General features: G+C 66.7%; 26 protein-coding genes. 11 read left to right on the top strand and 15 right to left on the bottom strand.

From position 1 onward, the window contains the following. The 4 genes from IC40_RS28595 to prpD all read right to left on the bottom strand — a co-directional run. The coding region (locus tag IC40_RS28595; RefSeq protein WP_420896605.1) for a biotin carboxylase N-terminal domain-containing protein at positions 1-80 on the bottom strand (80 nt) is incomplete at its 3' end. Then, positions 77-1,210, bottom strand: a complete 1,134-nt coding sequence (locus IC40_RS0125105; RefSeq protein ID WP_030137419.1) for a bifunctional 2-methylcitrate synthase/citrate synthase — start codon at positions 1,208-1,210, stop codon at positions 77-79. The genes IC40_RS28595 and IC40_RS0125105, both read right to left, overlap by 4 nt. Continuing rightward, positions 1,207-2,121 carry a methylisocitrate lyase gene (prpB, locus tag IC40_RS0125100; RefSeq protein ID WP_030137418.1) on the bottom strand — a complete coding sequence of 305 codons (915 nt, stop codon included), beginning with the start codon at positions 2,119-2,121 and terminating at the stop codon, positions 1,207-1,209. Before prpB ends, IC40_RS0125105 begins: the two co-directional genes overlap by 4 nt. After that, a complete protein-coding gene (gene prpD, locus IC40_RS0125095; protein WP_030137417.1) occupies positions 2,118-3,623 on the bottom strand; it encodes a 2-methylcitrate dehydratase PrpD in 1,506 nt (501 codons plus the stop codon). Before prpD ends, prpB begins: the two co-directional genes overlap by 4 nt. Before the next feature lie 121 nt (positions 3,624-3,744). Between prpD and IC40_RS0125090 the strand changes: the two genes are divergently transcribed. Next, positions 3,745-5,163, top strand: coding sequence for a short-chain fatty acyl-CoA regulator family protein (locus IC40_RS0125090; protein ID WP_030137416.1), 1,419 nt, complete (start codon positions 3,745-3,747; stop codon positions 5,161-5,163). Here IC40_RS0125090 and IC40_RS0125085 read toward each other — a convergent pair. Both IC40_RS0125085 and IC40_RS0125080 read right to left on the bottom strand, forming a co-directional pair. Continuing rightward, the gene (locus IC40_RS0125085; RefSeq protein ID WP_042509583.1) at positions 5,160-5,837 is read right to left on the bottom strand and encodes a VldE C-terminal domain-containing protein; all 678 of its coding nucleotides are present in this window, start codon (positions 5,835-5,837) and stop codon (positions 5,160-5,162) included. The genes IC40_RS0125090 and IC40_RS0125085 overlap by 4 nt on opposite strands. A gap of 159 nt (positions 5,838-5,996) precedes the next feature. Further along, a complete protein-coding gene (locus IC40_RS0125080) occupies positions 5,997-7,862 on the bottom strand; it encodes an Hsp70 family protein (RefSeq protein ID WP_030137414.1) in 1,866 nt (621 codons plus the stop codon). 92 nt (positions 7,863-7,954) lie between these two features. Here IC40_RS0125080 and IC40_RS0125070 point away from each other — a divergent pair, with 92 nt between their 5' ends. Then, on the top strand, positions 7,955-8,437 hold the full coding sequence (locus tag IC40_RS0125070; protein WP_030137413.1) for a nuclear transport factor 2 family protein: 483 nt from the start codon (positions 7,955-7,957) through the stop codon (positions 8,435-8,437). 8 nt (positions 8,438-8,445) lie between these two features. On the opposite strand, the gene IC40_RS0125065 is transcribed toward IC40_RS0125070, so the two are convergent. Next, entirely contained in the window at positions 8,446-9,096 is a 651-nt protein-coding gene (locus tag IC40_RS0125065; RefSeq protein ID WP_030137412.1) for a L,D-transpeptidase family protein, read from the bottom strand. A 76-nt stretch (positions 9,097-9,172) separates the two neighbouring features. Between IC40_RS0125065 and IC40_RS0125060 the strand changes: the two genes are divergently transcribed. Then, a complete protein-coding gene (locus IC40_RS0125060; protein ID WP_030137411.1) occupies positions 9,173-10,624 on the top strand; it encodes a bifunctional phosphatase PAP2/diacylglycerol kinase family protein in 1,452 nt (483 codons plus the stop codon). Here the strand turns inward: IC40_RS0125060 and IC40_RS0125055 are convergent. Then, positions 10,569-11,246, bottom strand: a complete 678-nt coding sequence (locus IC40_RS0125055; protein WP_234411542.1) for a phosphatase PAP2 family protein — start codon at positions 11,244-11,246, stop codon at positions 10,569-10,571. The genes IC40_RS0125060 and IC40_RS0125055 overlap by 56 nt on opposite strands. Positions 11,247-11,304: 58 nt before the next feature. Between IC40_RS0125055 and IC40_RS0125050 the strand changes: the two genes are divergently transcribed. From IC40_RS0125050 to cysC, 6 genes are all read left to right on the top strand, one after another. Further along, positions 11,305-11,787 carry a hypothetical protein gene (locus IC40_RS0125050; protein WP_030137409.1) on the top strand — a complete coding sequence of 161 codons (483 nt, stop codon included), beginning with the start codon at positions 11,305-11,307 and terminating at the stop codon, positions 11,785-11,787. 9 nt (positions 11,788-11,796) lie between these two features. Then, positions 11,797-12,513, top strand: a complete 717-nt coding sequence (locus IC40_RS0125045) for an NUDIX hydrolase (protein WP_030137408.1) — start codon at positions 11,797-11,799, stop codon at positions 12,511-12,513. Between the two features lie 120 nt (positions 12,514-12,633). After that, positions 12,634-14,004 (top strand): sulfatase family protein, encoded by a 1,371-nt coding sequence (locus tag IC40_RS0125040; RefSeq protein WP_030137407.1) that lies wholly within the window; start codon positions 12,634-12,636, stop codon positions 14,002-14,004. A 65-nt stretch (positions 14,005-14,069) separates the two neighbouring features. Beyond that, positions 14,070-14,870, top strand: coding sequence for a trehalose 2-sulfotransferase (gene stf0 / locus IC40_RS0125035; RefSeq protein ID WP_030137406.1), 801 nt, complete (start codon positions 14,070-14,072; stop codon positions 14,868-14,870). Next, the gene (cysD, locus tag IC40_RS0125030) at positions 14,867-15,787 is read left to right on the top strand and encodes a sulfate adenylyltransferase subunit CysD (protein ID WP_030137405.1); all 921 of its coding nucleotides are present in this window, start codon (positions 14,867-14,869) and stop codon (positions 15,785-15,787) included. The genes stf0 and cysD overlap by 4 nt, the downstream gene beginning before the upstream one ends. 36 nt (positions 15,788-15,823) lie before the next feature. After that, on the top strand, positions 15,824-17,674 hold the full coding sequence (cysC, locus tag IC40_RS0125025; protein WP_030137404.1) for a sulfate adenylyltransferase subunit CysN: 1,851 nt from the start codon (positions 15,824-15,826) through the stop codon (positions 17,672-17,674). Positions 17,675-17,725: 51 nt separating this feature from the next. Here cysC and IC40_RS0125020 read toward each other — a convergent pair whose 3' ends face one another. After that, positions 17,726-18,490: a trans-aconitate 2-methyltransferase gene (locus tag IC40_RS0125020; RefSeq protein ID WP_030137403.1), complete on the bottom strand. Its 765-nt coding sequence runs from the start codon at positions 18,488-18,490 to the stop codon at positions 17,726-17,728. A gap of 44 nt (positions 18,491-18,534) precedes the next feature. On the opposite strand from IC40_RS0125020, the gene IC40_RS0125015 reads away from it, so the two are divergent. Both IC40_RS0125015 and IC40_RS0125010 read left to right on the top strand, forming a co-directional pair. Next, the gene (locus tag IC40_RS0125015) at positions 18,535-19,422 is read left to right on the top strand and encodes an amidohydrolase family protein (RefSeq protein ID WP_030137402.1); all 888 of its coding nucleotides are present in this window, start codon (positions 18,535-18,537) and stop codon (positions 19,420-19,422) included. Between the two features lie 63 nt (positions 19,423-19,485). After that, entirely contained in the window at positions 19,486-20,676 is a 1,191-nt protein-coding gene (locus IC40_RS0125010; RefSeq protein WP_030137401.1) for an alpha/beta hydrolase family protein, read from the top strand. Between the two features lie 10 nt (positions 20,677-20,686). Here the strand turns inward: IC40_RS0125010 and eccE are convergent, their stop codons facing one another. From eccE to IC40_RS0124980, 6 genes are all read right to left on the bottom strand, one after another. Beyond that, complete coding sequence (eccE, locus tag IC40_RS0125005; RefSeq protein WP_030137400.1) at positions 20,687-21,571, bottom strand: type VII secretion protein EccE; 885 nt, start codon at positions 21,569-21,571, stop codon at positions 20,687-20,689. Continuing rightward, on the bottom strand, positions 21,568-22,905 hold the full coding sequence (gene mycP, locus IC40_RS0125000; protein WP_036470816.1) for a type VII secretion-associated serine protease mycosin: 1,338 nt from the start codon (positions 22,903-22,905) through the stop codon (positions 21,568-21,570). Before mycP ends, eccE begins: the two co-directional genes overlap by 4 nt. A gap of 89 nt (positions 22,906-22,994) precedes the next feature. Then, a complete protein-coding gene (gene eccD / locus IC40_RS0124995) occupies positions 22,995-24,404 on the bottom strand; it encodes a type VII secretion integral membrane protein EccD (protein WP_030137398.1) in 1,410 nt (469 codons plus the stop codon). Beyond that, on the bottom strand, positions 24,386-25,246 hold the full coding sequence (locus IC40_RS0124990) for an ESX secretion-associated protein EspG (protein ID WP_030137397.1): 861 nt from the start codon (positions 25,244-25,246) through the stop codon (positions 24,386-24,388). Before IC40_RS0124990 ends, eccD begins: the two co-directional genes overlap by 19 nt. Then, complete coding sequence (locus tag IC40_RS0124985) at positions 25,247-25,534, bottom strand: WXG100 family type VII secretion target (protein ID WP_030137396.1); 288 nt, start codon at positions 25,532-25,534, stop codon at positions 25,247-25,249. A gap of 25 nt (positions 25,535-25,559) precedes the next feature. Next, positions 25,560-25,853: a hypothetical protein gene (locus tag IC40_RS0124980; RefSeq protein ID WP_019511451.1), complete on the bottom strand. Its 294-nt coding sequence runs from the start codon at positions 25,851-25,853 to the stop codon at positions 25,560-25,562. Between the last annotated feature and the right edge of the window lie 63 nt (positions 25,854-25,916).

Raw genomic sequence — 25,916 nt, 5'->3', positions numbered from 1 at the left:
GCGATGTTCATCTCGGTCGCTGCACGGAACGCGCGGATGGCGATTTCACCGCGGTTGGCCACCAAGAGTTTCGAGATCACCGGGTTCGATCCAGTTGACGTTGCTCCCAACCGACGTACTCACTCAACGGCCGGATGAGAGCGTTTGAAGCGGTTTGCTCCATGATATGGGCCGTCCAACCAGTTATCCGGCTCATCACGAAGATCGGTGTGAAGCAACTGATGTCGAAACCCATCAGGTAATAGGCTGGTCCGGTCGGGAAGTCCAGGTTCGGCTTGATGCCCGTGGTCGCCGCCATATCGGTCTCCAGAGCGTCGTAGATGTCCAACCATCTACCGCCATCCCGGATGTTCGCAACCCGAATCAAGGCGTCCTTCATGGTCGGCACGCGTGAGTCACCGTTCTTGTAGACCCGGTGGCCGAAACCCATCACCTTGTCCTTGCGGGACAGCTTGCCGTGCAACCATGCCGATGCCTTGTCGGCAGAGCCGATCTCCAGCATGTCGTGCATCACGGCCTCATTGGCGCCGCCGTGCAGCGGACCCTTCAGCGCACCGATGGCCGCGGTCACCGCGCTGTAGATATCGGACTGGGTGGAGGTGACGACCCTGCTCGCGAACGTGGAAGCATTGAAGCTGTGCTCGGCATAGAGCACCATCGATGCTTCGAAGGCGTCCACGATGGCCTTCTCCGGAACGTCCCCGAAGCACATGTGCAAGAAGTTCTGTGAATAGCTCATGTGGCTGTGCGGGGCAATCGGGTCGAGACCGCGACGCCTGCGCATATCCGCGGCCACGATCGTCGGCAGCACGGACAGCATGCGCAGCGACTTGTCGTAGTTGGCTCTCGGACTGCTGTCATCCTCATCGGGGTCCTGGGCGCCCATGTAGCTGATCAACGTCCGCACGACGTCCATCGGATGGCAGGTGTCGGGCAGCTTGGAGAGCAAGGACTGCATACCGCGGTCCATCCGTCGGGCAGCACGCTCACGCTGAGTGAACAGAGCCAGCTCCTGGTCTCCAGGCAGCTCACCATGCCACAGCAGGTAGGCGACCTCTTCGAAGGAACACATGGCAGCCAGATCCTGCACCGCGTAACCGCGATAGGTCAGCGAATTGGTCTCCGGCACAACCTTGGAGATCGCCGTCGTGTCCACGACGACGCCGGCCAGGCCCTTGTAGATGCGCGGACTGTCTTCGACAGCGCTCATGGTGCCACCCCTTGCAGTGCAAAGTTGTAGATGTCGGAGTCGAATTCGTTGTATTCGGCGTAATGCAACAGTTCGTAGAGCCGGCTGCGGTGTTGCATCTGATCCAAAAGCCCGGATTGTGTTCCCGCGGAATTGATCTCACGCAGACCGCTTTCGACGGCATGCATAGCCAACCGCAGCGTGGTGACGGGATAGATGACAACGTTGTAGCCGATATCGGCGAGTTGGCCGGCGGTCAACAGTTCGGACTTGCCGAACTCGGTCATGTTCGCCAGTAGCGGCGTGTCGATGGCGTCCCGGAAGTGCTCGAAGTCGGCCGGATGGTGCAGCGCCTCGGTGAAGATCAGATCGGCACCGGCATCGGCGTAGGCCTTGGCCCGATCGATCGCGGCGCCGATTCCTTCGATGCCGGCGGCGTCGGTGCGGGCACAGATCACAAAGTTGGGATCGCGCCGCGCAGCGACCGCCGCCCGCAGCCGTTTCACCATCTCGGACGTCTCCACCACGGCCTTGCCGTCGAGGTGGCCGCAACGCTTGGGATTCACCTGGTCTTCGAGGTGCAGGCCGGCCAGGCCGGCGTCCTCGAGGAGGGTGACCGTGCGCGCGGCGCTCATGGGCTCACCGAACCCGGTGTCGGCATCGATCAGGGTCGGCAGGTCCGTCGCCGCGGCGATCTGCGCACCCCGGCCGGTCACCTCGGTCAGTGTCGTGAGGCCGATATCGGGCAGCCCGAGGTCGGCTGACAGCACCGCACCGGACACGTAGACACCGTCGAACCCGATCTCGGCGACCAGCTTCGCAACCAGCGGAGAGAACGCGCCCGGAAACCGTTGTAGCCTGCCCGAGTTCAGCGCTGCGCGAAAGCGCGATCGCTTCTCCGCGGCCGAGATCGACGCACCCATCAGGCTCATCGGAAGATGCCCGAGGGAATCGTCGGGGCCTTATCCAGCACCCGTTGGTCGACCCGGATGTTCAGCGCACCCAGACCACCGGACTTGATACCGGAAACGCCGTCGACGACCTGCAGAAAGCGTTGCTGTTCTTCCGGTTCCACCACTCCCTCGGCCAGAACGCCGAACTTGTGCACGTACTGTTCCCGGGCGAAGGGGCGGGCGCCCAGCGGATGCGCATCGGCGACGGCGAGCTCGTCGACGATGGTCTCACCACTCTTGAGGGTTATCACGGCCTTGGCGCCGAATGCCTTCTCAGCCGGGTCGGTGCTGTGGTAGCGACGCGTCCATTCCGGATCTTCGACCGTGGAGATCTTGCGCCACAGCTCGATGGTGTCGGGACGGTGCGCGCGCTCCGGTGCGTAGGAGTGCTCGTGGTGCCAGGTACCGTCCTGCAGCGCGACGGCGAAGATGTACATGACCGAGTGGTCCAGCGTCTCTCGGGACGCGTCCGGATCGAACTTTTGCGGATCTCCCGATCCGGTGCCGATCACGACGTGCGTGTGGTTGCTGGTGTGCAGCACGATCGACGCGATCTGCTCGAGATCGGCGATCCGCTCGCGCATCCGGCGGGCAAGGTCGATGGGCGCCTGGCTCTGGTATTCGGCCGAGTGCTCCTTGGTGTAGGTGTCCAGGATGGCCCGCTTCGGCTCACCCGGCTCCGGCAGCGGCACGGTGTAGGTGCGCTCGGGTCCACCCAGCATCCAGGCGATGACGCCGTCCTCACCCTCCCAGATGGGGGCCGGGGATCCCTCGCCGCGCATCGCGCGGTCCACAGCCTCGATAGCAACCTTGCCGGCCCAGGCCGGGGCGTACGCCTTCCAGCTGGAGATGAGGCCCTTGCGGGACTGGCGGGTGGCGGTGGTCAGATGGAGCGCCTGACCGATGGCGTTGTAGATGGTTTCGGTGTCCAGACGCAGCATGGTGCCCAGACCGGCGGCGACCGATGGGCCGAGGTGCGCGACATGGTCGATCTTGTTCTCGTGCAGACAGATTCCCTTGACCAGATCTACCTGGATCTCGTAGGCGGTGGCCAATCCGCGGATCAGGTCGGTACCGCGCACCCCGAGTTGCTGGGCGACGGCGACCAGGGCGGGGATGTTGTCGCCTGGATGGGAGTATTCGGCGGCCAGGAAGGTGTCGTGGAAGTCGAGTTCGCGCACCGCCACACCGTTGGCGTAGGCGGCCCACTCGGCCGAGTAGCTGCCCTCGACCCCGAAGACGGCGGCACCCTGGCGCGTGGGATGCGCCAGTGCCTGTGCGCGGGCGACCGTCACCGGGCGGCGGATCACCGAGGCCGCCGAGACCGACGCATTGTCGATGATGCGGTTGATCACCATCTCCTCGGTGGCCGGCTCGACCGCGACGGGATCGGCTGCGACCTCGGCGATCTTCCAGGCAAGGTGTTCGGTACGAGGGAAGTTCTCGGCGCTGCGCCGGGTTCGGACATCGAGATTCTGCATGATTCGCACGCTACGCAGGCGGCGACGACATGCGAAAGTACCTGTAAATGCGTAATTTTGCGTCCTTTATCGACGCCGTTTGCGAATCTTGTGTAAGCCGCGTGCGATAGAGTCTGGCGCGGTGGCGAAGACATTCGCGGGCGCCCGGCTACGGCGGCTCAGGGACGAGAAGGGCCTGACTCAGGTCGCGCTGGCGCGCGCCCTGGGGCTATCCACGAGTTATGTGAATCAGCTGGAGAACGACCAGCGTCCCATCACCGTTCCCGTACTGCTCGCGCTCTCGGATCGCTTCGATCTTCCGACGCACTACTTCGCCCCCGATTCCGATGCGCGGCTGGTGTCCGACCTTCGCGAAATCCTGGCCGATGGGTCGTCGACGACGGCACAGATCGAAGAGTTGGTCGCACGCATGCCCGAGATCGGACAGACCGTAGTCAACCTGCACCGGCGGCTGCACGATGCGGTGGCCGAACTCGAAACCGTCCATGCTCGCGCCAATTCCGACCTTCACGGTGGTACCCAACAACCGATGCCGTTCGAGGAGGTTCGCGACTTCTTCTACGACCGACGCAATTACATCGACGCGCTCGACCGTGCGGCCGAGGATATCTACGCCCGGCACGGTCTGCACACCGGCGGCATGGACGGCCAGCTCGCCGAACTGTTGTCCGATGAGTTCGCCATATCGGTCGTCCTCGACAGCGGAGATCGCCTCGGCCCCAACGTCAAACGACGCTACGAACCGGACACCAGGACGCTTCTGCTGGCACGTTGGCTGCTCCCGGGGCAGCGCGCCTTCCAGTTGGCCACCCAGCTGGCTCTGCTACTGCACTCGGAGCTGATCTCGTCGATCGTGGCCTCCGACGACCAGCTCAGCGCCGAGGCGCGCGATGTGGCGCGCATCGGGTTGGCGAACTATTTTGCAGGCGCCCTGCTACTGCCCTACCGGATTTTCCTGTCCGCTGCCGAGTCGTTGCGCTATGACATCGACCAGCTCGCACGCAATTTCGACGTCGGTTTCGAGACCATCTGTCACCGGTTGTCGACTCTGCAGCGTCCCGACGCCCGCGGGGTCCCGTTCATCTTCGTCCGCACCGACAGTGCGGGCAACATCTCCAAACGGCAATCCGCCACCGCCTTCCACTTCTCCCGGGTCGGCGGCAACTGCCCCCTCTGGGTAATTCACCATGCCTTCTCCAGGCCCGGGGAGTTCCTCACCCAGGTGGCGCAGATGCCCGACGGCCGCAGCTATTTCTGGCTGGCGAAGACATCGGTGTCCCCACCCAGCCGGTATCTGGGCACCCCGAAGAGTTTCGCGATCGGGTTGGGATGCGATCTGGCCCACGCCGACAAGCTGGTCTATTCGGTGGGTATCGATCTTGCCGACGCGGAGGCCACCGTGCCGATCGGCGCCGGCTGCCGGATCTGTGACCGGGCGGCGTGCCCGCAGCGGGCGTTTCCCTATGTGGGGCGACCGGTCCAGGTGGATCCGCAGACCAGCAGCAATCTGCCCTACCCGCCTGCCAGCGGACCGGCCTAGCGGTAGTAGACCTCGTCACCGGTGGGGTAACCGCCGCCGGTCGTGGTGACGTGCACGTGGTCGTAATGGCCGTAACCGCCCGACCCGGATGCTCCGGTCGGGGTGTAGTAGGTGCCGCGCCAGATGGCGTCCTGCATGCCGAAGCGGGCGGCGTTCTTCATCACGTAGGCCACGATCTGATTGCCGAGTGCGATCCCCTGCGCGCTGCCCGGATTCGGGATCATCACGTCGAGGGCAAGTCCGTTGGGGTGCCAGCGCAGTGCGTCGGGGCGGACACCGCCGATGCTGCGGATCTCGGGGAAGACAACGCTGATGGCGCGGGCAGTCAGGATGGTCTTGACCTGCAGTCCGTGTTCGGGCGCCACGCCGGGAGGCAACAGCAGCGGGCGGTTGTCGGGACGCCAGCGGGATGCGGCGACCAGCTGAGCGGTCGGCGTCGCGGGTGCCGCGGCGGAGACCGTCGACGAATTCCAGGCGAAGTCGGCGGGTGCGGCGACGATCTGCACACCGGGCACGACGGGTGCGGCCGCGGGACCGGCGACCGTCATGGGTTCCTGTGGTGCCTGTGGGCGCACCTCGGAGCCGACCGAGAACAGAATGGCCGCCGGGGCCAAGATCGCGGCAAGAGCCGCTGACGACCGATAGCGGCCGCTCGCCGTTCCATGTCGCGCCATTCACCGCACCTAACGAACTGGTTCAGCAATCACCGAGACCGTGGCGTTTGCTTCCCGTTACATATTCGTGACTTTGACTCCGGGACTATAACCCGGCGTGTCGCGGCGGCTCAACTCTTCGCAAAAACCATAGCTGCAGGTGAGAGCGCACCTGGGCTGCTAGGGCCCGGCCGGAACGCCCTGATTGGGCACCGGGATCGGGATCGGCGGCAGCAAAGGAATCTCCAGATATGTGGTGGTCATCGCCGGTTGAGTGGTGGTCACCGCAGGCGTCGTGGTGACCGGCGGAACGGTCGTCGTCGTCACCGGAGCGGTCGTCGTGGTGACCGTGGTGGTCGTGGTCGACGGCGTGGTGGTTGTTGTGGTGGTGGTCGTCGTCGTGGTCGTCGTCGTGGTGGTGGTCGTCGTGGTGGTGGTCGTCGTCGGAGTGGTGGTCGTGGTGGTCGGCGGCGTCGTGGTGACGGTCGTCGTGGGGACCACCGGCGCGACCGGTTCGGGACTCGGCGCCACCGGCTCCGGCGGCGGCGCGGGCGCCTGGGTCACGGTGACGGGCGGCGGCTCGACCGGTGCGGCGGGTTCGGCCGGTGGCGGTGTCAACACACCGGTCACCGGGGCGGTGGACGGGGTGGGCGCGGGGCTCTCCGAGGTTCCGGTCAAGGCGATGGCCACCCCACCGAGCGCGACGAGGGAAATGAGGCCCACCGCAGCGAAGACCGCCATGGGTACCCGCGGCAACCCCCGCGGCTCATCGGCGTACATCGACGGGTCCTGCTGCGACACCACATGGGTGGCCTCGTCGGCGAGGTAAGGGTCGGCCAGATAGGGATTGACACTCGGATAGTCCTCGGGGCCGGTATAGGGCACCGGCTCATTACCCGCATCACCGTCCTCCGACCAGGCCAGCGCACGGAATGTCGACGATCCGGACGGGTCATGGGTGATCGCCGCGGCCGGCGCCAGACTGGTCGGCGCGTCGGCGCCGACCGCCGGGGCCATCCCGGTCTGCGCGCCGGTATCGGTGCCATAGGCCGCCCGCAGGACCGCCCCGAGTGCGGCATCGAGTGCAGGTTGCGGCGTGTTCACCACAGGTGTCCTGGTGTGCTCGGACAATTTCTGGGTGACCAGCGGGATACTGGCCCCGCCACCGACGGTGGCGATCACCGAGATATCCGACCATCCGATTCTGTTGCGCTGCAACAGGTTGTCCAGTTCGGAGAGCACCAGGGCGAATGGCTCCACCAGTAGGGCCTCCAATTCGGCCCTGGTCACCCGAACAACCGAGCGGACACCAGGAAGGTCCACGGGCACCTCGGTGGCGGTCACCCCCGATAACCGTTCCTTGGCCTGCCGGCACTGCTCACGCAGCACCCCGAGCTGCCCGACAGCGGCCGTCGCGGCCGGGTCCGTGTCGTTGGCGTCGGCGTCGGCGAGCACACGACCCAACAACGCCTGATCGATCAGGTCACCGGAGAAGTCGGCCACCCGCACCGTCTCGTCGATCGGCTCGAATCCGGCATCGGCGTCGGCCAGCGTGATGCTGGTGCCACCACCGCCGAGATCGATGAGGACCACCGCCCCGCGGGCGTTCAGGCCCGGGTTGGCGTTCAGTGCGGTCAATGAGGTGACGGCATCGGACACCAGCCGTGGCGGTGCTCCCCCAGGGGAAAGCACCGGGTTGGCGCGCAAAGCCGCGCGCAGGACCCGCATGGTGGCCGGAGTCCAGTGCGCGGGTACCGCGATCACCGTCTGTCCGGACCCGGTTGGCCCGATCAGCGCTTCGAGCGCCTCCACCAGGAGATCGTCGGCCAGGTAGGACGATCCATCGGCGGCCACCAGGGGCACCGGATCACCCACCCGTTCGACGAAACCGGAGAGCACCTGGCCGGGACGCCCGGAGGACACGCCGATCTCCGGAGCGCCGTCGGTGGGAAGGGTCAGCACCGCGCGCCGTGTCACTGGTTGGTCGCCGACCCGGGCAGCAACCAGATTGGTCGTGCCGATCGACAACCCCAACGGGTCGCTCATTGGGCCCACCCTAACCGGCGGCCATGTCGGTGGCAGGCCGGACACCGCCGGTCTGGCCGGAGTTCCAGACATCGACCGGAGGCTGTGTTGTGATGTCGGGCATGGCAGACATTGCACGCGATATGCACGACATCAAGCAGGTCAAGTACCGCTACCTGCGCGCCCTGGACTCCAAGCACTGGGACGATTTCGCCCAGACGCTGGTCGAGGACGTCAAGGGTGACTACGGGCCGTCGCTGGGCAACGAACTGCACTTCACCGACCGCGACGCCCTGGTGGACTTCATGCGCACCTCCCTGGGCCCGACGATCTACACCGAACACCGCGTCGATCACCCCGAGATCACCTTCGACGGTCCCGACGAGGCGGCGGCCACCTGGTACCTGCAGGACCGCGTCATCGCACCGGACTTCAACTTCATGCTCATCGGCGCGGCGTTCTACCACGACCGCTACCGGCGCACCGATGACGGTTGGAAGATCAGTGCGACCTCCTACGACCGCACCTATGACGCCACGATGTCGCTGGAGGGCCTGAACTTCAACCTGAAACCCGGTCGCGCACTCAATATCTGAGACCGGAGCTACTTGGATACCGCGATCAGCGCACCGGGCCGCAGCCAGCGCATGATCTTCACCATCATGTCGTCGTCGATGGCGATACAGCCCGCGGTCGGTCCACCCCCGGTGGTGTGCAGGAAGAAGGCGCTACCCGCGCCGGGCACCCTGGCCTTGTTGACGCCCATCACCACGGCATGGGCGTACTGCGGAATCTGCAGGTTCTCGGTCGCGGTGCCCTCGATACCGAACGGGCACTCGTCGCGCTTGCACACCTGCATGGTGTTGTAGGTGGGGCTGTCCTCATCGCCATCCCACCAGTGATCGGGGCCGACCTGCACATGCGGCAGCCCACCGCCGGGGTTGGGCTCGGTACCGAAGGTGAAGTCCAGCGAGAAGATGCCCATCGGCGTCTTCATCGAGCCCTCGCTGATGTCCTCGGCCATCCCGGCCGACCCGATATCGGCGGCGATGCCGACGCCGATCGGTTCCCAGCCCGCCGCGGTCCGCTCCCAGACATCCATCTTGGCGGTGGTGGGCCCCACCCCCACCACAGAGATCACCTGGGTGGCCGAACCGACCGAGTCGACGAACCATGGCGTCTCGGCGGCACGGGCAACAGGAGCGACAGCGCACGCCAGCCACAGCGCGCACGCCATGGCGAGCAGTCGGCGCATCGGTCAATCGTCGGTGCCTCGCGCAGGCGGGTCAAGTCAAGTTTCAGACACGATCCCGTTGGATAGGTTGAAGGCCATGGGACTCGGAACGCTCGACCGCCACATCTTCGACGCCGTCGCCGAGTCCGACAGCCCCTTCCTGGACAAGGTCATGCCCCGGCTGACCTCGGCGGCCGATCACTCCAAGCTCTGGTTCGCCATCGCCGCGGCGTTGACGGCGACGGGATCACCGTCGATGCGACGCGGTGCCGCGCGTGGGGTGCTGACGCTCGCGGTCACCAGCCTGCTCACCAATCAGGGCGCCAAGCGCATCTGGAAACGGCCCAGGCCCGACCACTCGATGGTGCCGCTGCTCCGCCGTTCGCGCCGGATGCCGACCTCCAACTCGTTGCCCTCCGGTCATTCGGCCAGCGCGGCGGCGTTCGCCGTCGGGGTCGGACTGGAGAACCGGTCACTCGGTGTCGGTCTGGGAGTACTGGCCGGCCTGGTGGGACTGTCCCGGGTCGCCACGGGTGCGCATTACCCCGGTGACGTGCTTGCCGGGTTCGGTATCGGCACCGCCGTGGCGCTGGCCGGTGCCGCCGTCGTGCCGACCATCGTGGAACCGCCGATCACCGCGGGGCATCCCCGCCGCTACCAGACCGAGGCCCGGCCCGACGGCGAGGGCGTCATCCTTGTCGTGAACCCGAACTCGGGAAGCGGCACCGGTGCGCGCATTCTCGACGAGGTCCGACAGGCGCTACCCAAGGCCGAGATCGTCGAGGTCGGCGACGACGAGGACATCGCCGAGAAGCTCCGCGAGGCCGCCGAGCGGGCGGAAGTGCTTGCCGTCGGTGGTGGTGACGGCACGGTGTCCTGCGCGGCCGGGATCGCACTGCAGGCCGGGGTGCCGCTGGCGGTATTCCCCGGCGGCACGTTCAACCATTTCGCCAAGGACATCGGGTGCGATACCGTCGCCGCCACCATCGAGGCGCTACGCACCGGGTCGGCCGCCTTCGTCGACACCATCGCCTTCAACGACACCGACACCGTCGTCAATACCGCCAGCATCGGCGCCTACCCGAAATTCGTCCGAATCCGCGAAAAACTGGAGAAGCGGGTCGGTAAGCCCGTGGCCGGCGTGTACGCCCTGTTCCGCACCCTGCGCAGTGATGCCAGCGTGCGCATCCGCTACGACGACAAGACCGTGCAGACATCATTGTTCTTCCTTGGCAATTCGCTGTACTCCCCCTCCGGCTTCGCCCCCTCGCGGCGGGTCCGGATGGACGACGGACTGATCGATGTCCGCATCCTGGAGACCGGTCCCAGATTCGCCACCCCGCGCATCCTCGCCGCGCTGGCGACCGGCCGCCTGGTGCACAGCCCGCTCTATCACGAACTGCGCGTGCCCGAGTTCAGCTTCACCGCAGTCGACGGGCCCACCCGGATCGCCCACGACGGCGAGGTCGAGATCGTCTGCCAGGAGGCGACCTTCAAGAATCGCTATCGCTCGCTGCCAGTGTTTCGTCCGCTACCTCGGAACGTCTGAGCAGCGGCAGCCACGCCAACGCCCACAGGTATCCCAATGCCCAGCCCGCCAACACATCGGAGGGGTGGTGCACGTTGAGCACCACCCGGCCGACACCGACTGCGACCACGCTCAACACACCGATCACCACAACCGTTGTGCGCCAACGCCGCAGCTGATGCCAGCCGGCCATGAGCAGCGCGGTCACGGCGGCAGCGACACCCAGTGCGTGCCCGGACGGGAACGACGAGGACATCTCGGCGACAAGCGCGGTGTCGGGGCGCGGCCTGTCGATCACCAACTTCAGGACCAGTACCAGCAGAGCGGATGCCTCGACGGTGAGGGTGAGGAAGAGGGCGACGTGGTACTGGCCGCGCAGCAGCGCATACCCGATCCAGACCAGCGCGAGCACTCGGAACACGGCCGGATGCAGCACATTGCAGAGCACATTCCAGCCGTCCACCCACGCAGGATGAGCCGATCCATACCGGTAGAGCGGGTCCAGCACCGTCCAGTCCGCGTCCGTCATCCAGGCCCAGTGGCCCAGGACACCGCCGAGCGACACCAGGAACACGATCGCCGCGGCCATGGCCGCCATGCGGTGTCGAGAAGTGGCCGCCATGCGGTGCTGAGAAGTGGTCACCTCATCGAGACTAAGTGACCGACGACCCGATCTCGGCGGTTGGCGTAGGGTTCGCTGCATGGCGGTACTTCTGCGTAAGTGGCTGAGGATCGGCAAACTTCCCGGTGAGCTGCGCGCCGAGGTGGAGGCGGAAGGAATTCTCCACCTCGCCGAGTACGTCGCGGTGACCCGCCGGTTCTCGGGCCAGGTTCCCGGCAAACGATCCGCAGGCAGCGTCTCCAGCTTCACCGGTTCCCTGGTGATCACCGAACAGCGGGTGCTCGCCACCCTGTCCACCATGCCGAAGCTGGCAGGCCGCACCATCGACCAGCGCTGGGACGCCGTGCAATCCGGCACTGTCACCGCCGATCTCTCGGTGGCCGGACTGGTGCTCGATGTCGACATCGCCGCGGTCGACCCGCGCTGTTCGGGGACACTGTCGCTGCACTACAAGGAACCGCTGCCCGAAGACCTGCTGGCGCGGCTGCCGCGTCGATCACTGGCCTACGACGTGCCGCCGGAATTCGTCTTCCGTGCCGTCGGGGTGCCCTACCACCCGTAGGGTCGCGCCATGACCGTTCCCTACGACACCGCGCTGCGCGACCGGATCCGCGCCAACCTCGCAGCCCACACCCGTCGTACCGTCACCGACCCGACCAAGCGGCACGCCGCCGTTGCCGTGACCCTGGTCGACTCACGCGTCGGCGAGGACCGCGTCGACCCCGCACCGGTCGAGGACTGGATCGCCGGCCGGCCGATGCCGGACAGCCTGGACGGCCGCATGATCGACGTTTCCGGCGGGGCATCATTCCTGCTGTGCCGGCGGGCGTCGCGACTCAATTCGCATGCCGCACAATGGGCGTTACCCGGCGGCCGACTCGATGCCGGCGAGTCGGTCATCGATGCTGCGCTGCGCGAACTGCACGAGGAAGTCGGCGTCGAGCTCGGCGGCGACGCGGTTCTCGGACTGCTCGACGACTACCCGACCCGCTCCGGATATGTCATCACCCCGGTGGTGCTCTGGGGTGGCGGCCGGCTGGACCTCACGCCCGCCCCCGATGAGGTGGTCGCCGTCTACCGGGTGGGCCTGCACCAGCTCCAGCGTCCCGATTCCCCGCGATTTGTCACGATCCCGGAAAGTCCTCGGCCGGTGGTGCAGATTCCGTTGGGCCACGACCTGATCCACGCCCCGACCGGCGCGGTGCTGCTGCAGTTGCGCTGGTTGGGCCTGGAGGGCCGCGCCGATGCGGTGGACCAGCTCGAGCAACCGGTCTTCGCCTGGAAATAGCGGAACCACTAGCACATTCGCCCCTTCCTCGACAGTGCGGCGATCGGCCTGCGTGAAAACCGCTCGGCGCGCGGGACCGTCACTGTGGAATATTGCGAAGGGACGAACAGGAGGTGGCGCGTGACCGAGGCACGACGCGAGAACGTGTTGATCGTGCACTGGCATGATCTGGGGCGTTATCTCGGGGTGTACGGCCACCCCGACGTACACAGCCCGCGGCTGGACAGGTTTGCCACCGAGTCAATCCTGCTCACCCGCGCCCACGCCACCGCTCCGCTGTGCTCGCCTTCGCGTGGCTCCCTGTTCACCGGCCGCTATCCGCAGACCAACGGACTGGTCGGCCTGGCCCACCACGGTTGGGAATACCGCGCCGGGGTCCAGACCCTGCCCGCCATCCTGTCCCGGTCGGGTTGGCACACCGCGTTGTTCGGTATGCAGCACGAGACGTCGTATCCCTCGCGGCTGGGTTTCGACGAGTTCGACGTCTCCAATTCCTACTGCGAATACGTCGTGGAGCAGGCCACCGGATGGCTGCGGCGCGCGCCGGCCGAGCCCTTCCTGCTGACCGCCGGCTTCTTCGAGACGCACCGGCCCTACCCACACGATCGCTATGCACCGGCCGACCCCGCTGCCGTCGACCTGCCCGATTATCTGCCCGACACCCCGGCCGTCCGCGAGGATCTCGCGGACTTCTACGGGTCCATCACCGTCGCCGATGCCGCCGTCGGCGAACTGTTGGACACGCTGGCAGACACCGGTCTTGACCACAACACCTGGGTGGTTTTCATGACCGATCATGGTCCGGCCCTCCCCCGCGCCAAGTCGACGCTGTACGAGGCAGGTACCGGCATCGCGATGATCGTGCGGCCACCGACCGGGTCCACGGTGCCTGCCCAGCTGTACGACGAACTGTTCAGCGGAGTCGATCTGGTGCCCACCCTGCTGGATCTGCTGGGCATCGAGGTGCCTGCCGAGGTGGACGGCATCTCCCATGCCGAGGCATTTGTCAGCACCGGAGAATCACCACGCTCCGAGGTCTATTCGACAAAGACTTATCACGATTCTTTCGATCCGATCCGCGCAATTCGGACGAAAGAATTTTCCTATATCGAGAATTACGCCGCACGACCGCTTTTGGACCTTCCGTGGGATATCGCCGACAGTGCGCCCGGCGCCGCTGTCGGGCCCCATGTGCGCAGTCCCCGGCCGGCACGGGAGCTGTACGACCTGCGGGTCGACCCCGGCGAGTCACATAACCTCTTCGATGGCCCTCTTTCAGCGGAAATGGAGACCGTGGCACGCGACTTGGCGCTGCGACTCAACGACTGGCGACAGCAGACCAATGACGTGATCCCGTCCGAATTCGCCGGCACGCGGATCTCGGAGCGCTACACCCAGACCTACAAGACCATTCTGGAATGGCCCGCTCTGAGCAGGTCGGCAAAGGCAACCGAACGCGGTATCGAAGACACCTCGAAATCAACGCAATAGTTAAACTCGCGGTGACCTGAATACCCGGTCTACGAGGCGCAACAATTGCCATTAGAGTCTCGCCCATGGCCCACTCGAAGGCGTATCTCGTCCTCGCGTCGCAGCGCAGCGGAAGCACTCTGCTCGTCGAATCGCTGCGCGCGACGGGCGTCGCCGGTGAACCGCAGGAGTTCTTCCAATATCTGCCGACCACCAGCCAATCACCGCAGCCGCGGCAGTGGTTCGCCGGAGTCGAGGACGAGTCGATCCTGCGCCTGCTCGATCCCCTCGACGAAGGCAAGCCCGACCTTGCGCCGCCGGCGATCTGGCGTGACTACATCCAGACCGTCGGCCGGACACCGAACGGGATCTGGGGTGGCAAGCTCATGTGGAATCAGACGCCGTTGCTGCTCGACCGCGCGGCCGGACTGCCCGATCGATCCGGTACCGGCCTGCTGTCGGCCATCCGCGATGTGGTCGGCAGTGATCCGGTCCTGGTGCACGTCTACCGCCCGGATGTGGTGTCCCAGGCGGTTTCGTTCTGGCGGGCGGTGCAGACCCGGGTCTGGCGCGGCCGCCCCGATCCGGTACGCGACGCCCGTGCCGAGTATCACGCCGGAGCCATCGCGCATGTGATCACCATGCTGCGCGCGCAGGAGGAGGGCTGGCGCAACTGGTTCGCCGAGGAGGGCATCGAACCCCTCGACGTGTCCTACCCCTACCTCTGGCGCAACCTCACCACCGTCGTCGGCGATGTCCTGCAACGGCTGGGGCTCGATCCGCGGCTGGCCCCCGAGCCGGTGCTGGAACGTCAGGCCGACCAACGTTCGGACGAGTGGGTGGACCGATATCGCGCCGACGCACACCGGGAAGGGTTGCCGACATGACTTCTGCCGAGGGCGCCATCGAGCGCGTCGACGAGCTGCGGTTGTTGGAGGCCGAGGCCGTGCACATCATCCGCGAGGTGGCCGCCGAGTTGCAGCGCCCGGTGCTGCTGTTCTCCGCGGGTAAGGACTCGATCGTGCTCTTGCGATTGGCGGAGAAGGCTTTCCGTCCGCTGCCCTTGCCGTTCCCGGTGCTGCATGTGGACACCGGACACAACTTCGAGGAGGTCATCGAGTTCCGTGACCGGCGCACGACCGGAGCCGGGCACAAGCTGATCGTGGCGTCGGTGCAGGAGACCATCGACAGCGGCCGCGTCGCCGATCCGGGGCCCGGCGCCTCGCGCAACCGGCAGCAGACCCGCACGCTGCTCGATGCCCTGGAAGCCGGCGGATTCGATGCCGCGTTCGGTGGCGCACGCCGCGACGAGGAGCGGGCCCGCGCCAAGGAACGCATCCTGAGCTTCCGCGACGAGTTCGGGCAGTGGGATCCGCGAGCGCAACGGCCCGAGCCGTGGTCGCTGTACAACGGGCGCATCCGCAAGGGCGAGCAGGTGCGGGTGTTCCCACTGTCGAACTGGACCGAGATCGACATCTGGCGCTATATCGAGCTGGAAAACCTTGAGCTGCCGTCGATCTACTTCGCCCACGAACGCGAGGTGTTCGAGCGCGACGGCATCCTGCTCGCGGTCTCGGAATACGCCACACCTGGTGACGGGGAGTCCTCGGCGGTGGAGTGGGTGCGCTACCGCACCGTCGGTGACCTGACCATCACCGGCGCGGTCCGGTCGCAGGCCACCACCATCGACCGGGTGATCGCCGAGATCTCGGCGGCCACCGTATCCGAGCGGGGTGAGACCCGCGCCGACGACCGGACTTCGGTTGCGGCAATGGAAGACCGTAAGCGGGAAGGGTATTTCTGATGAGCGAAGCGAAGAAGAACGAAAGTCGAAGTTGACATGACGACCCGTCAGCTACTGCGCATCACCACCGCCGGATCGGTCGACGACGGTAAGAGCACCTTGATCGGCAGGCTGTTGCATGACACCGACAGCCTGCCGCTCGATCACCTCGAGGCCGTGACCGACGCCGAGGGGGTGGCCGATCTGGCCGCGCTGTCGGATGGTCTGCGCGCCGAACGCGAGCAGGGCATCACCATCGATGTCGCCTACCGGTTCTTCTCGACCGACACCCGCAGCTACATCCTGGCCGATACACCCGGCCACGAGCGCTACACCCGCAACATGTTCACCGGCGCCTCGAACGCACACGTGGCCATCCTGCTGGTCGACGCCCGCGCCGGTGTGCTGCGGCAGACCCGCAGGCACGCCCGTATCGCAAAGTTGTTGGGCATCAAGCACTTTGTTGCCGCGGTCAACAAGATCGACCTGGTCGACTTCGACGAGGGCAGATTCGGTGAGGTGGAGCGCGAACTACAGCAGGTCGCCGACCGGCTCGGTGGTGCCGATCTTTCGGTCATCCCCATCGCGGCCAAGCTCGGCGACAACGTGGTGCACCGTTCGCCCAACACACCGTGGTTCACCGGGCCCACCCTGCTGGAGTATCTGGAGACGGTGGAGTTGGCCGCGCCGCAGCCCGATCCGGCCAGCCTGCGACTGCCGGTGCAGTGGGTGTCGCGACCCACCGCGCAACAGCGCCGCCGGTACACCGGACGGTTGTCGGCCGGCACCCTCAAGGTCGGCGATCCGGTCGTGAGCCTGCCGGCAGGCACCCGCTCGACGGTCACGGTGCTGGACACCCTCGATGATGACCGTACGACGGCCGTTGCGCCGCTGTCGGTCTCGATCGAACTGGCCGACGATATCGATGTCGGCCGCGGTGATGTGTTCGTCAGCGCCGCCGAGAATGCGTCGCTGCCGGTGCTGGCACGTGAGCTGGACGCCACGGTCTGCTGGTTCCGCGATGAGCCGCTGCGCGCCGGCGACCGGCTGGCGCTCAAGCAGGGCACCCGCACCGTGCGGGCGACCGTGCAGGAGCTGCACACCAAGCTCGACCCGGAGACCCTCGACGAGGTGGACGGCCCGGTGGAGCTGGCCCTCAACGACATCGGCTCGATCACGCTGCGCACCAGTTCGGTGGTGGTGGCCGATGCCTATGCCGATAACCGGGACAGCGGTGCCTTCATCCTGATCGACGAGGTGTCCAATGACACCGTCGGCGCGGGCATCATCGGAGAGCCCCGCGAGGTCAAGCCCAGCGGACACAACAGGTCCGATATCAAGTGGCACCCGTCCTCGCTGGATCGTGAACATCGCTGGGGTAGAACCGGTCAGCGCGGTGCCACCATCTGGTTCACCGGCTTGCCTGCCTCCGGGAAGTCGACGTTGGCCGTCGCCGTGGAGCGCGCATTGGTCGAATCGGGGCGGGTGGCCTATCTGCTCGACGGTGACAATCTGCGGCACGGCCTTTCCGATGATCTGGGGTTCTCGGCCGGTGACCGGGCCGAGAACATCCGCCGGGTCGGGCACCTGACGCGGTTGCTCGCCGACGCCGGTGTGGTGGCGCTGGCCTCCCTTGTCTCGCCGCTGCGGTCCGACCGCGAGCTGGCCCGCACCCTCAACGATGCGGCCAAGCTGCCGTTCCTGGAGGTGCACGTCGCGACCCCGGTCGCCGAGTGCGAGCGCCGCGACCCGAAGGGGCTCTATGCCCGGGCACGGGCGGGCGAGCTGAAGGGACTCACCGGGATCGACGCACCCTATGAACCCCCGGAGAACCCGGACCTCGTCGTCGACACCACCGGTGCCGATATCGACGAGCTGGTCGCCAGGGTCATCGCACTGCTCGACTGATCGCGATTTGTGGAGTCTCACCCGCGGTCGTCACGGCTGAGACTCCACAAATCACCGCAACTGGGCCACCACGAAGATCCGACGGAACGGGAAGAACGTCGTTCCGTCGGCGCGCACCGGGTAGGCCTGGGCCAGCAACGGGATGATCGCCGCACGGTAACGCTGCCAGTCGTCCTCGGTGAGCCGCTCCCGCACCTGGGTCAGCGCCGTGCCGGTGATCCAATCCAGAACCGGTGTCTCGCCGCGCAACTCGTGCAGGTAGGTGGTCTCCCAGGCATCCACCGCACACCCGACGTCGGTCAACAGGCCGGCGTATTCGGCCGGGGCACCCACCACGTCGGCATCGCGGAACGGCATGTCGCCCAGTGCCTCGGCGAACTCCGCGCGGCGGGCCACCTCGCGGACGGCCTCATGCGACGGCGCGGAGAAGTTACCGGGAACCTGGAAGGCGATCCAGGACCCGGGCGCCAACTGCTGCACCCAGCTCACCAGCAGTTCCCGATGCTCGGGCACCCACTGCAACGCGGCGTTGGAGATGACGACATCGGTGTCGGGTTCGGGCGACCAGTCCGCGATGTTGCCCAACCGGACATCGAGTCCCCGTTCACCGGCGGCGGCCACCATTTCCGGTGACGAGTCCACACCCGACACCGATGCCGCCGGCCAGCGGCGACTCAGCGTCTCGGTCAGGTTTCCAGGCCCGCATCCGAGGTCGACCACCCGACGCGGCGCGTCGGCGGTCACGCGGTTCACCAGGTCGAAGAACGGACGGCCGCGGTGATCGGCGAACGCCAGATAGGTGTCGGGATTCCACATACCCCGAGTCTGCCCGGTCGGCGCCTTTGACAGGATGACTGGCGATGGAAGACACAGCCGAAGTGCGCCGGATCGTCGAGGGACTGGGCCTGCCGGGCATCATCGACGTCCACACCCACTTCATGCCGAAGAACGTCATGGACAAGGTCTGGCAATACTTCGACAGCGCCGGCCCGTTGACCGGACGGCCCTGGCCCATCACCTACCGCGCCGACGAGCAGCAGCGTCTGGCCACGCTGCGATCCTTCGGCGTGCTGGCCTTCACCTCGCTGATCTATCCGCACAAGCCGGACATGGCCGAGTGGTTGAACCAGTGGGCGGCCCGTTTCGCCGCCGACACCCCCGACTGTCTGCCCACCGCGACGTTCTTTCCCGAACCCGGTGCCGCACGGTATGTGGCCACCGCGATCGACCGCGGTGCGCGGGTGTTCAAGGCCCACGTCCAGGTCGGCGGCTACGACCCGACAGACGCCCTGCTCGACGATGTATGGGGTGTGCTCGCCGAGAGCGGTACGCCCGTGGTCACCCACTGCGGCTCGGGACCCACTCCCGGCACCCACACCGGACCTGACCCGATCCGCGCGGTGCTGGCCCGGCATCCGCGGCTGCGCCTCATCGTGGCCCACATGGGCGGCCCCGAGTACACCGATTTCCTGGACATCGCGGCCGCACACGACGGGGTGTACCTGGACACCACCATGGCGTTCACACCGTTCATGGAGCGCACGATGCCGTTCCCGACGAACGAGTATCCCCGGCTACGGGATCTGGGCCACCGTATTCTGTGGGGCAGCGATTTCCCGAACATCCCGTACACCTATGCCGAGGCGATGCGCGCGGTGAGTGATCTGCCCGGCGTGGACGACGGGTGGCTGCGCGGGGTGTTCCACCACAATGCCGCGGCGGTTTTCGGCACACCAGAACCGGACTGACCGATACCGTCGGTTCGGCCGGGCTAGCATCAGTTGGCCCGCGAACGCCCGAGAGAGGCAGCCGTGACCCAAGCGCAACCGCTCGATCCGCCGATCCCCGTCCCCGATGTCCCCGGCGCCGACGCGACTGCCCGCGGACTACCCCGGCGGGCGGATCTGACCCGTCAGCAGCGGCTGGTGGTGGATGCCTCCGCGGTCGCCGATCTGGCGCTGCGCACCACGGTGGCCTCGATCGTCGGGGCGGCGATGCTGCCCAAGCTGGCAGGCGCGGCGCTTCGTCCCGGTTCGGTGCACGATGAGGACGCCGCGCTGCAGTTCTACATCGACCTGGCAGCCGAGCATGATCCGACGCTCTCGTTCCCCGCACCGACCGAACCGCCCCGGGTGTCTTCTCGGCCGGCGAACCTGCTGGCATCCTCGATCGCCCACGGCTCGGTCTACAACATCCGTTTCAACAGCAGTTTTCGGGCGATCAACCCGGCACTGCGCGACCAGCGCGCCGGATATGCACGCAACAATGTCGTGCACGCCCAACACTGGGTACACGGCGACGGTCCCCGACCCACCCTGTGCCTGATCCACGGCTTCATGGGGTCGGCGTATCTGTTCAACGGCCTGTTCTTCTCGTTGCCGTGGTTCTACCGTTCCGGCTACGACGTGCTGCTCTACACGCTGCCCTTCCACGGGATGCGTGCCGAATCCAATTCGCCCTATAGCGGATACGGCTACTTCGCCGACGGCATGCCCGGTTTCGCCGAGGCGATGGCCCAGGCGGTGCACGATTTCCGTTCGGTCATCGACTATCTGGAGTACACCGGCGTCGACCGGATCGCGCTGACCGGTATGTCACTGGGCGGGTACACCTCGGCATTGATCGCCTCGGTCGACGACCGCATCCAAGCGGTCATCCCGAACGTCCCGGTGGTAACACCGGAAGCCGCCTTCGATGACTGGTTCCCGGCGAACATGCTTGTCCGTCTGGGTAATCGACTCAGCCATGTCGACAAGTCGCGATCGGATGCCGCGACGATGTTCCATTCACCGCTGAACTACGCGCCACTGGTCCCCAAGGAGCGCAGGCTGATCATCGCCGGACTGGGCGACAAGCTGGCGCCACCGCAGCAGGCCGAACTGCTCTGGCAACACTGGGACCGGTGCAAATTCCACTGGTTCCCCGGTAACCACGTGCTGCACGTCAGCCAGCCCGATTACTTGCGTCGGATGACCCGGTTCCTGCGGCCGTACATGTTCTGACCCTCCCGCGTCACACTGTCGAGGGCCAGCGCAGCTGGTCGGCGAGCGTTCCGGCGGGCTGGTGTCCGGGCAATCGGTGCCCCGAAAAAGGATCGAGTGCGTCGAGAGTCGACCGTTGACGTCCGCCGAGCACAGAAAGCCCTGCGACCGGGGGCGCTCCGGCCGGCCGGGCTGCCGAGCGCAGCGCGGCCACCGAGGTCACCGATTCAGGGCCGAATTCGACTGCCGTCCAGCGTTCCTCGCAGGGATACGCCCGCAACTGATCCAACGTGGCGGCCAACACATCGACCGGAATCCGGTAGGCGGTCAGGAAGCCCGACTCGTCGGTCAATGCACGCCAGGTTTCCTTGGCCGAATCTGACACCGGTCGCGGGGCGTGCTGCGCCGCGGTGACCGTCCAACCGCCCTCCCGCAGGTGGTCGGCCAGCCGGCGGGCCACGGTCTCGGTGGTCTGGGCGACGGGGATCTGCGCCGAACGTGCCTGTAGTGCAGACAGGTTCTGCTCGGCATCCAGAGTCAGGCTGATCCAATGCTGGACCTGCCCGCCGACCTCCCGGCTGGTGATGCGCACCTTGTCCAGCCGTAGTCCGTAGCGCTCGGCATAACCGGCGATCAGCCCCACCGGTAGTTCGTCATCCAGTGGATCCTCGATGCCCAGCACCACGGTCGCGGTGGTCACACGGGCCGGCCGGCGCGTACCGCCGCGGTTGCCTCGCCAGATCGCCCACCGTCGGGCGAGTTTGGTCGTCGCGAAATCCCCACGCCACCAAGCGAAGAGTCCGATCACGACGACCACCGAGACACCCAGAACCCACTGTTCGGTGGTGCTCCGGTAGGGGTAGGCCAGCACTGCGGCCACGATGAACAGCAGCGCCAGCGCGAGTCGGACCGTCATGCGGCGGTATCCTTCCGTCGTTGAGTTGCGGTCACGGCGGTCACGGCGGCGATCACTGCCAGCAGACCCGCACCGATATAGGCGATATTGCGTCCGGTGTGGTCCGGTATCACCGGATCGGGCGGAGCCGCAACATCTTTGGTTGTTGCCGGTGGGCTGGCGGGACCCGGCACATCCCAAGTCAGGGCGGCAACCGGGTCTATGGTGCCCGCGCCCACCAGTGATGACGGTGAGCGATCGGCGCCGCGGGCGGTCACGGTCAATCGGCGCACCACCTGGGTCGCCGAAAGTTCGGGAAACCTGCTGCGCACCAAGGCTGCCACACCGGAAACGTACGCTGCGGCATAGCTGGTGCCCGCAACCGGAGCCAGCTCGCCTTTCTCGTTGGGCTGGCCGTTGGCCAGTCCACCCTCGGTGCTGTTGCTGACCGAGGTGATGTTCTCCCCCGGCGCGGCAAGACCCACCCACGGACCGGACATGCTGAACGATGCGGGCTCCCCCGCCGAGCCGAGCGCACCGACGGACAACACATAGGGCTGCCACCACGACGGCGTCGAGATCGAGGTGACGCCTGCCCAGTTGCGCGGGTCGTCGGGACGGTTCGGGTCGGTCAGCGGGTTGGCTGCACATGCCGTCCCGCCGGCGATCCCCCCTCCGGTGTTACCGGCGGCGGCGATGATGACGACATCCTTTTCCACTGCGGCGTAACGCAATGCGGCACCGAGCTCGCGTTGGTCGATGGTGGTGGTCGCGGGCACACAGGCCACCGAGGAGATGTTGATGACCTGGGCGCCCAGATCGGCCGCACGCACCACCGCGCGCGCCAGCGTCGCGATGTCGTTACTCGCCTCGGCGATCATCGGATCCTCACCGGGCTGGTTCGGGGCGTACTTGCCGGATGTCTGCCGGATGGACAGCAGCCGTGCACCCGGAGCAACCCCCGAGAAGCCGTCATCACCCGGTTGGCCTGCTATCAGCCCGGCGACCATGGTGCCGTGTCCGTCGCAGTCGGTCAGTCCGTCTGTGGCACCGACGAAATCGCCACCGGCCTCGACATTGGTCAACCGAGGCCCGGGCTGCACACCGGTGTCGATCACGGCGACGGTCTGACCCGCACCGCGGCTGTAGCGCCATGCGTCGTCGAGGTCCAGCGACAGCTGGTTGGGGCTCACCGCCGCGGGATCGGTACCGGGTATCACGCCGGTCACCGAGCACGCGCTGCGCTGGGTCATGGTGCGTAGCGGGCCCGCAGTACCCGGTGGGGGCGTCACGGCGGCGTCAACCTCCGGGGGCGTGACAGCGCCGGCCCCCGGGCTGGCCACCAGGGCGACCATGACCGCAGCGGCGAACGTCGCGCCTCTCCCCCGGCGATTTCGGCGCGCTGACGTTCGCTCACCGAACGTCAACGCGCCGAAATCCCGAGTCATCGGTTCAGCACCCACTCGAACAGCCCCAGCAGATATGCGGCCACCGGGATCACCGAGGCATCCAGGGCCGCGGCGGCGAAACCGAACAACCGGCGAGCGGGCAATGAATAGGTCTCCGGTGTTGCCACCCGCGGATTCAGCGCGGCAACGAGCCAGCAGCCCGCCACCACGATCAGTGCGCCCAACGCCCACCACGCCGCGGTATACCGATCTGTCGAGGCGAACACCACCAACAGACCTGCAGGGAGCAGGAATGATTGGCTCAACAACCACGCCTTGCACGACGCGGAGTCCCACACCCTGGCGCGCACCGTGGTACCCAATGTCGCGACGACCACCAACACCCACGCCCACGGCGATACGGACGACTGACCACCGACCAGGATCAGCGAGCCCATCACCGAGAGCAGCACGCCGGCGGCCAGAAAGCCGGTCTGATGCGCGTCGGTCACCCGGACGCGCCGCGGGAGGTCCTCCAGCACGCGCAGCGGTTGAGCCGACGGAGTCGGGTCACCCGGAGCGGGGATGACCGGCACCGGCAGCCGGGCCCACAACGCTGACAGGCGGGCGGCCTGCACGGTGACCAGCAGGGCGAAGACGATCAGCCCGGTGCCGATCCGCACATCGGTCATATCCCAGATGGTTGCCAGTGCGGCAAAGATCATCACGCCAACGCCAAGGACGGTCGCCGCGGTGAAGGCTGCGATCCCGCGTTCGAACACCACGATGCTGATCACCGACCAAGCGGCGACACCGGCAGCGGCCAACAGGACCTGGGACGCACCGACTTCACCAGGCACGGCCAGACCGAATGCCGCGGCGACCGGAACCAGCGCGGTCAACGCCAGCGCGGTGCCCAGCTTCGGGTGCCGCACCCGCGCGGCGAACGAAGCGACCACCGTCGCGGCCGCAAGGCCGGCGACGGCGAACAATCCGGCGGAGTGACCGGTGATCAGCCGCACAGAAGTTGCCAGTGCCGCGCCGAGCAGGATCAACGCGATGACTGCGCCTGCGGCGGCACGCTGGATATGCTCATGGCCCCAGGGCAATTCGCGCGCGGCGGAGAAGATCACGGCCGCGTCGGCGATGTCCTCGACGATGCGCGGCGCGGACGGTCCGGCCGGGATCTCCTGCAGTGCGAGTAGGTCGCCATCGACGACACCCACTGTGTCCAACGTGGCGTCCAAGCTGAACGGCGCGCCCCCGATGGGCGCCAGGCTCAGTTGAGCCGGCGCAATGTCTACCGTGTCGTCGGTGGGCAGCACTGTGCGTTGAACTGCCGGGATGATCTCGCGCAGCGGCAGGCCGGCCGGCAGTGCCAGCTCGGTCAGGCGCCCCGCCGCATCACCGCCCGTGGCTGCCAGCACAGCCACCCGCACGATCGGCATCACAGTGTTGTCGGGCATCGGTTTTCCGTTCTCTGGTCGAAATCTCGGTTATGCGTGGCTGGGGCGAACCACGGGCCGCCAGGCAGGGAGGCGATGAGGCTGTCGATCGCCGCGGCGATGGCGGTGTCTGTTCCCGGCGTGAAGGTGGACACCCACTCTCCGTCGAAGGCCCTTTCCGGACTGGCCAGGATGCGACCGGCCGGGCAGTCGATCACACTGACACCGACTTCGGTGCTGACCCGGTGGCCGTCGCGGTGCTCCCCGGCCACGATCTCGACATAGCTACGCCGTCCGGTGAACACCGACTCGACGACAGGACGAGCCGAGGACGAGATCCCCAAATAAGCGAGGATCTCGGTCAGATCGGCGCCGGCTCTCAGCTTCTCGTCGGCGCGGGCGCCGGCCCGGACCGGCACGGTGAAGTCGTCGAACTGTGCCGGTGACCGACCAGTGAGTCCGGAAACCAGGACCGGCACCAGATCACGAGCGGCGTGGATGTCCATGGCGGTGAACGTCACCAAGCCGCCGCTGCGCAATGCCACCACCGTGGCATCCCCGGACCTGCCCACGAGGCCGCGAAGCATGTCACCGTGCGGGGCAACGACGCGCATCTCCAGCCACTGCCGGGCCTGGCAGGTCTGCCTTATCCACCCTGCGACAGCAGGATTGACGACCCCGCTGCCGGACATCACACCCAGCTCGGTCAGCTCGGCGTTCCGATCGGTCGCGAACTCTTCCGCGGCAGACGGTTCGCTGTAGGGCGGCGTGATTGCCAGCGCCCACGGAAACGACCCACAACCCGTCGTATCCGCGATGTACCAGGCTTGCTCGACAGTCAGCTCGACCGCATTAGCTGCCATCTATCCCCATTTGGCGCCCTCTGCCCGGTCCCGCGCATTCATCGCGATGGTGTTCGTCTCATGCGTACTGGCCATCGCCTGGTAGGCACGGACCAACTCGGCCAGGCTCGTGTTCCACTGCGCCTGCCACGCTTGGTACGTCATCCCGGTCTCACCCTGCCAAGCACCCGCGAGGGCGGCCTGCTCGGCGGCGATGTCTGCGCCGACGGTGTTCAATGCTCCTGCGTAGCCGTTCATCTCGGCGGACAGACCCAGCATGGCCGGGTAGTTGTACATGATCTGGGACATGTGATTTCTCCTTTGTCGGCCGCTGTCAGATGCCGGTGTAGGTGCTGGCGGCGGCCGCGTCCTGCGCGACATAGGTGCCTGCCGCGTCGGCGAGGTTGGCCTGGGCGATGTCGAGCAGCGCGTTCACCCGCGCCGACACCTCGATGAACCGGGCATGTGCGGCCTGGAATGCCGCCGCCGACTCACCCATGTGGAAGGCCTGGGAAGCCTGGGCTGCGCCCTCGGCCTGGGTGATGGTGCTACGCATCAGGGCCGCCTTGGCGGCGAACGCCGACTCGGAGGCGACCAGCTGCGGGATATGTGCGTCAAGCATGCTCATGAATGTTCCTTTCGGACAGCAGTATTCGGGATCAGATGGAGCGGCATTCGGGGTTCACCCGCC

It is taken from the genome of Mycolicibacterium neoaurum ATCC 25795 (assembly GCF_000691525.1).
GTDB classification, from domain to species: domain Bacteria; phylum Actinomycetota; class Actinomycetes; order Mycobacteriales; family Mycobacteriaceae; genus Mycobacterium; species Mycobacterium neoaurum.
Note: the sequence above shows the minus strand (reverse complement) of the source record. Positions and strands in the feature narration are given on the sequence as shown.

Bases quoted from the DNA above. Each gene is read 5' to 3' on its own strand.
- IC40_RS0125105 (WP_030137419.1), bottom strand. From the start codon at position 1,210: ATGAGCGCTGTCGAAGACAGTCCGCGCATCTACAAGGGCCTGGCCGGC.
- prpB (WP_030137418.1), bottom strand. From the start codon at position 2,121: ATGAGCCTGATGGGTGCGTCGATCTCGGCCGCGGAGAAGCGATCGCGC.
- prpD (WP_030137417.1), bottom strand. From the start codon at position 3,623: ATGCAGAATCTCGATGTCCGAACCCGGCGCAGCGCCGAGAACTTCCCT.
- IC40_RS0125085 (WP_042509583.1), bottom strand. From the start codon at position 5,837: ATGGCGCGACATGGAACGGCGAGCGGCCGCTATCGGTCGTCAGCGGCT.
- IC40_RS0125080 (WP_030137414.1), bottom strand. From the start codon at position 7,862: ATGAGCGACCCGTTGGGGTTGTCGATCGGCACGACCAATCTGGTTGCT.
- IC40_RS0125070 (WP_030137413.1), top strand. From the start codon at position 7,955: ATGTCGGGCATGGCAGACATTGCACGCGATATGCACGACATCAAGCAG.
- IC40_RS0125065 (WP_030137412.1), bottom strand. From the start codon at position 9,096: ATGCGCCGACTGCTCGCCATGGCGTGCGCGCTGTGGCTGGCGTGCGCT.
- IC40_RS0125060 (WP_030137411.1), top strand. From the start codon at position 9,173: ATGGGACTCGGAACGCTCGACCGCCACATCTTCGACGCCGTCGCCGAG.
- IC40_RS0125050 (WP_030137409.1), top strand. From the start codon at position 11,305: ATGGCGGTACTTCTGCGTAAGTGGCTGAGGATCGGCAAACTTCCCGGT.
- IC40_RS0125045 (WP_030137408.1), top strand. From the start codon at position 11,797: ATGACCGTTCCCTACGACACCGCGCTGCGCGACCGGATCCGCGCCAAC.
- stf0 (WP_030137406.1), top strand. From the start codon at position 14,070: ATGGCCCACTCGAAGGCGTATCTCGTCCTCGCGTCGCAGCGCAGCGGA.
- cysD (WP_030137405.1), top strand. From the start codon at position 14,867: ATGACTTCTGCCGAGGGCGCCATCGAGCGCGTCGACGAGCTGCGGTTG.
- cysC (WP_030137404.1), top strand. From the start codon at position 15,824: ATGACGACCCGTCAGCTACTGCGCATCACCACCGCCGGATCGGTCGAC.
- IC40_RS0125020 (WP_030137403.1), bottom strand. From the start codon at position 18,490: ATGTGGAATCCCGACACCTATCTGGCGTTCGCCGATCACCGCGGCCGT.
- IC40_RS0125015 (WP_030137402.1), top strand. From the start codon at position 18,535: ATGGAAGACACAGCCGAAGTGCGCCGGATCGTCGAGGGACTGGGCCTG.
- eccE (WP_030137400.1), bottom strand. From the start codon at position 21,571: ATGACGGTCCGACTCGCGCTGGCGCTGCTGTTCATCGTGGCCGCAGTG.
- mycP (WP_036470816.1), bottom strand. From the start codon at position 22,905: ATGGTCGCCCTGGTGGCCAGCCCGGGGGCCGGCGCTGTCACGCCCCCG.
- eccD (WP_030137398.1), bottom strand. From the start codon at position 24,404: ATGCCCGACAACACTGTGATGCCGATCGTGCGGGTGGCTGTGCTGGCA.
- IC40_RS0124990 (WP_030137397.1), bottom strand. From the start codon at position 25,246: ATGGCAGCTAATGCGGTCGAGCTGACTGTCGAGCAAGCCTGGTACATC.
- IC40_RS0124985 (WP_030137396.1), bottom strand. From the start codon at position 25,534: ATGTCCCAGATCATGTACAACTACCCGGCCATGCTGGGTCTGTCCGCC.
- IC40_RS0124980 (WP_019511451.1), bottom strand. From the start codon at position 25,853: ATGAGCATGCTTGACGCACATATCCCGCAGCTGGTCGCCTCCGAGTCG.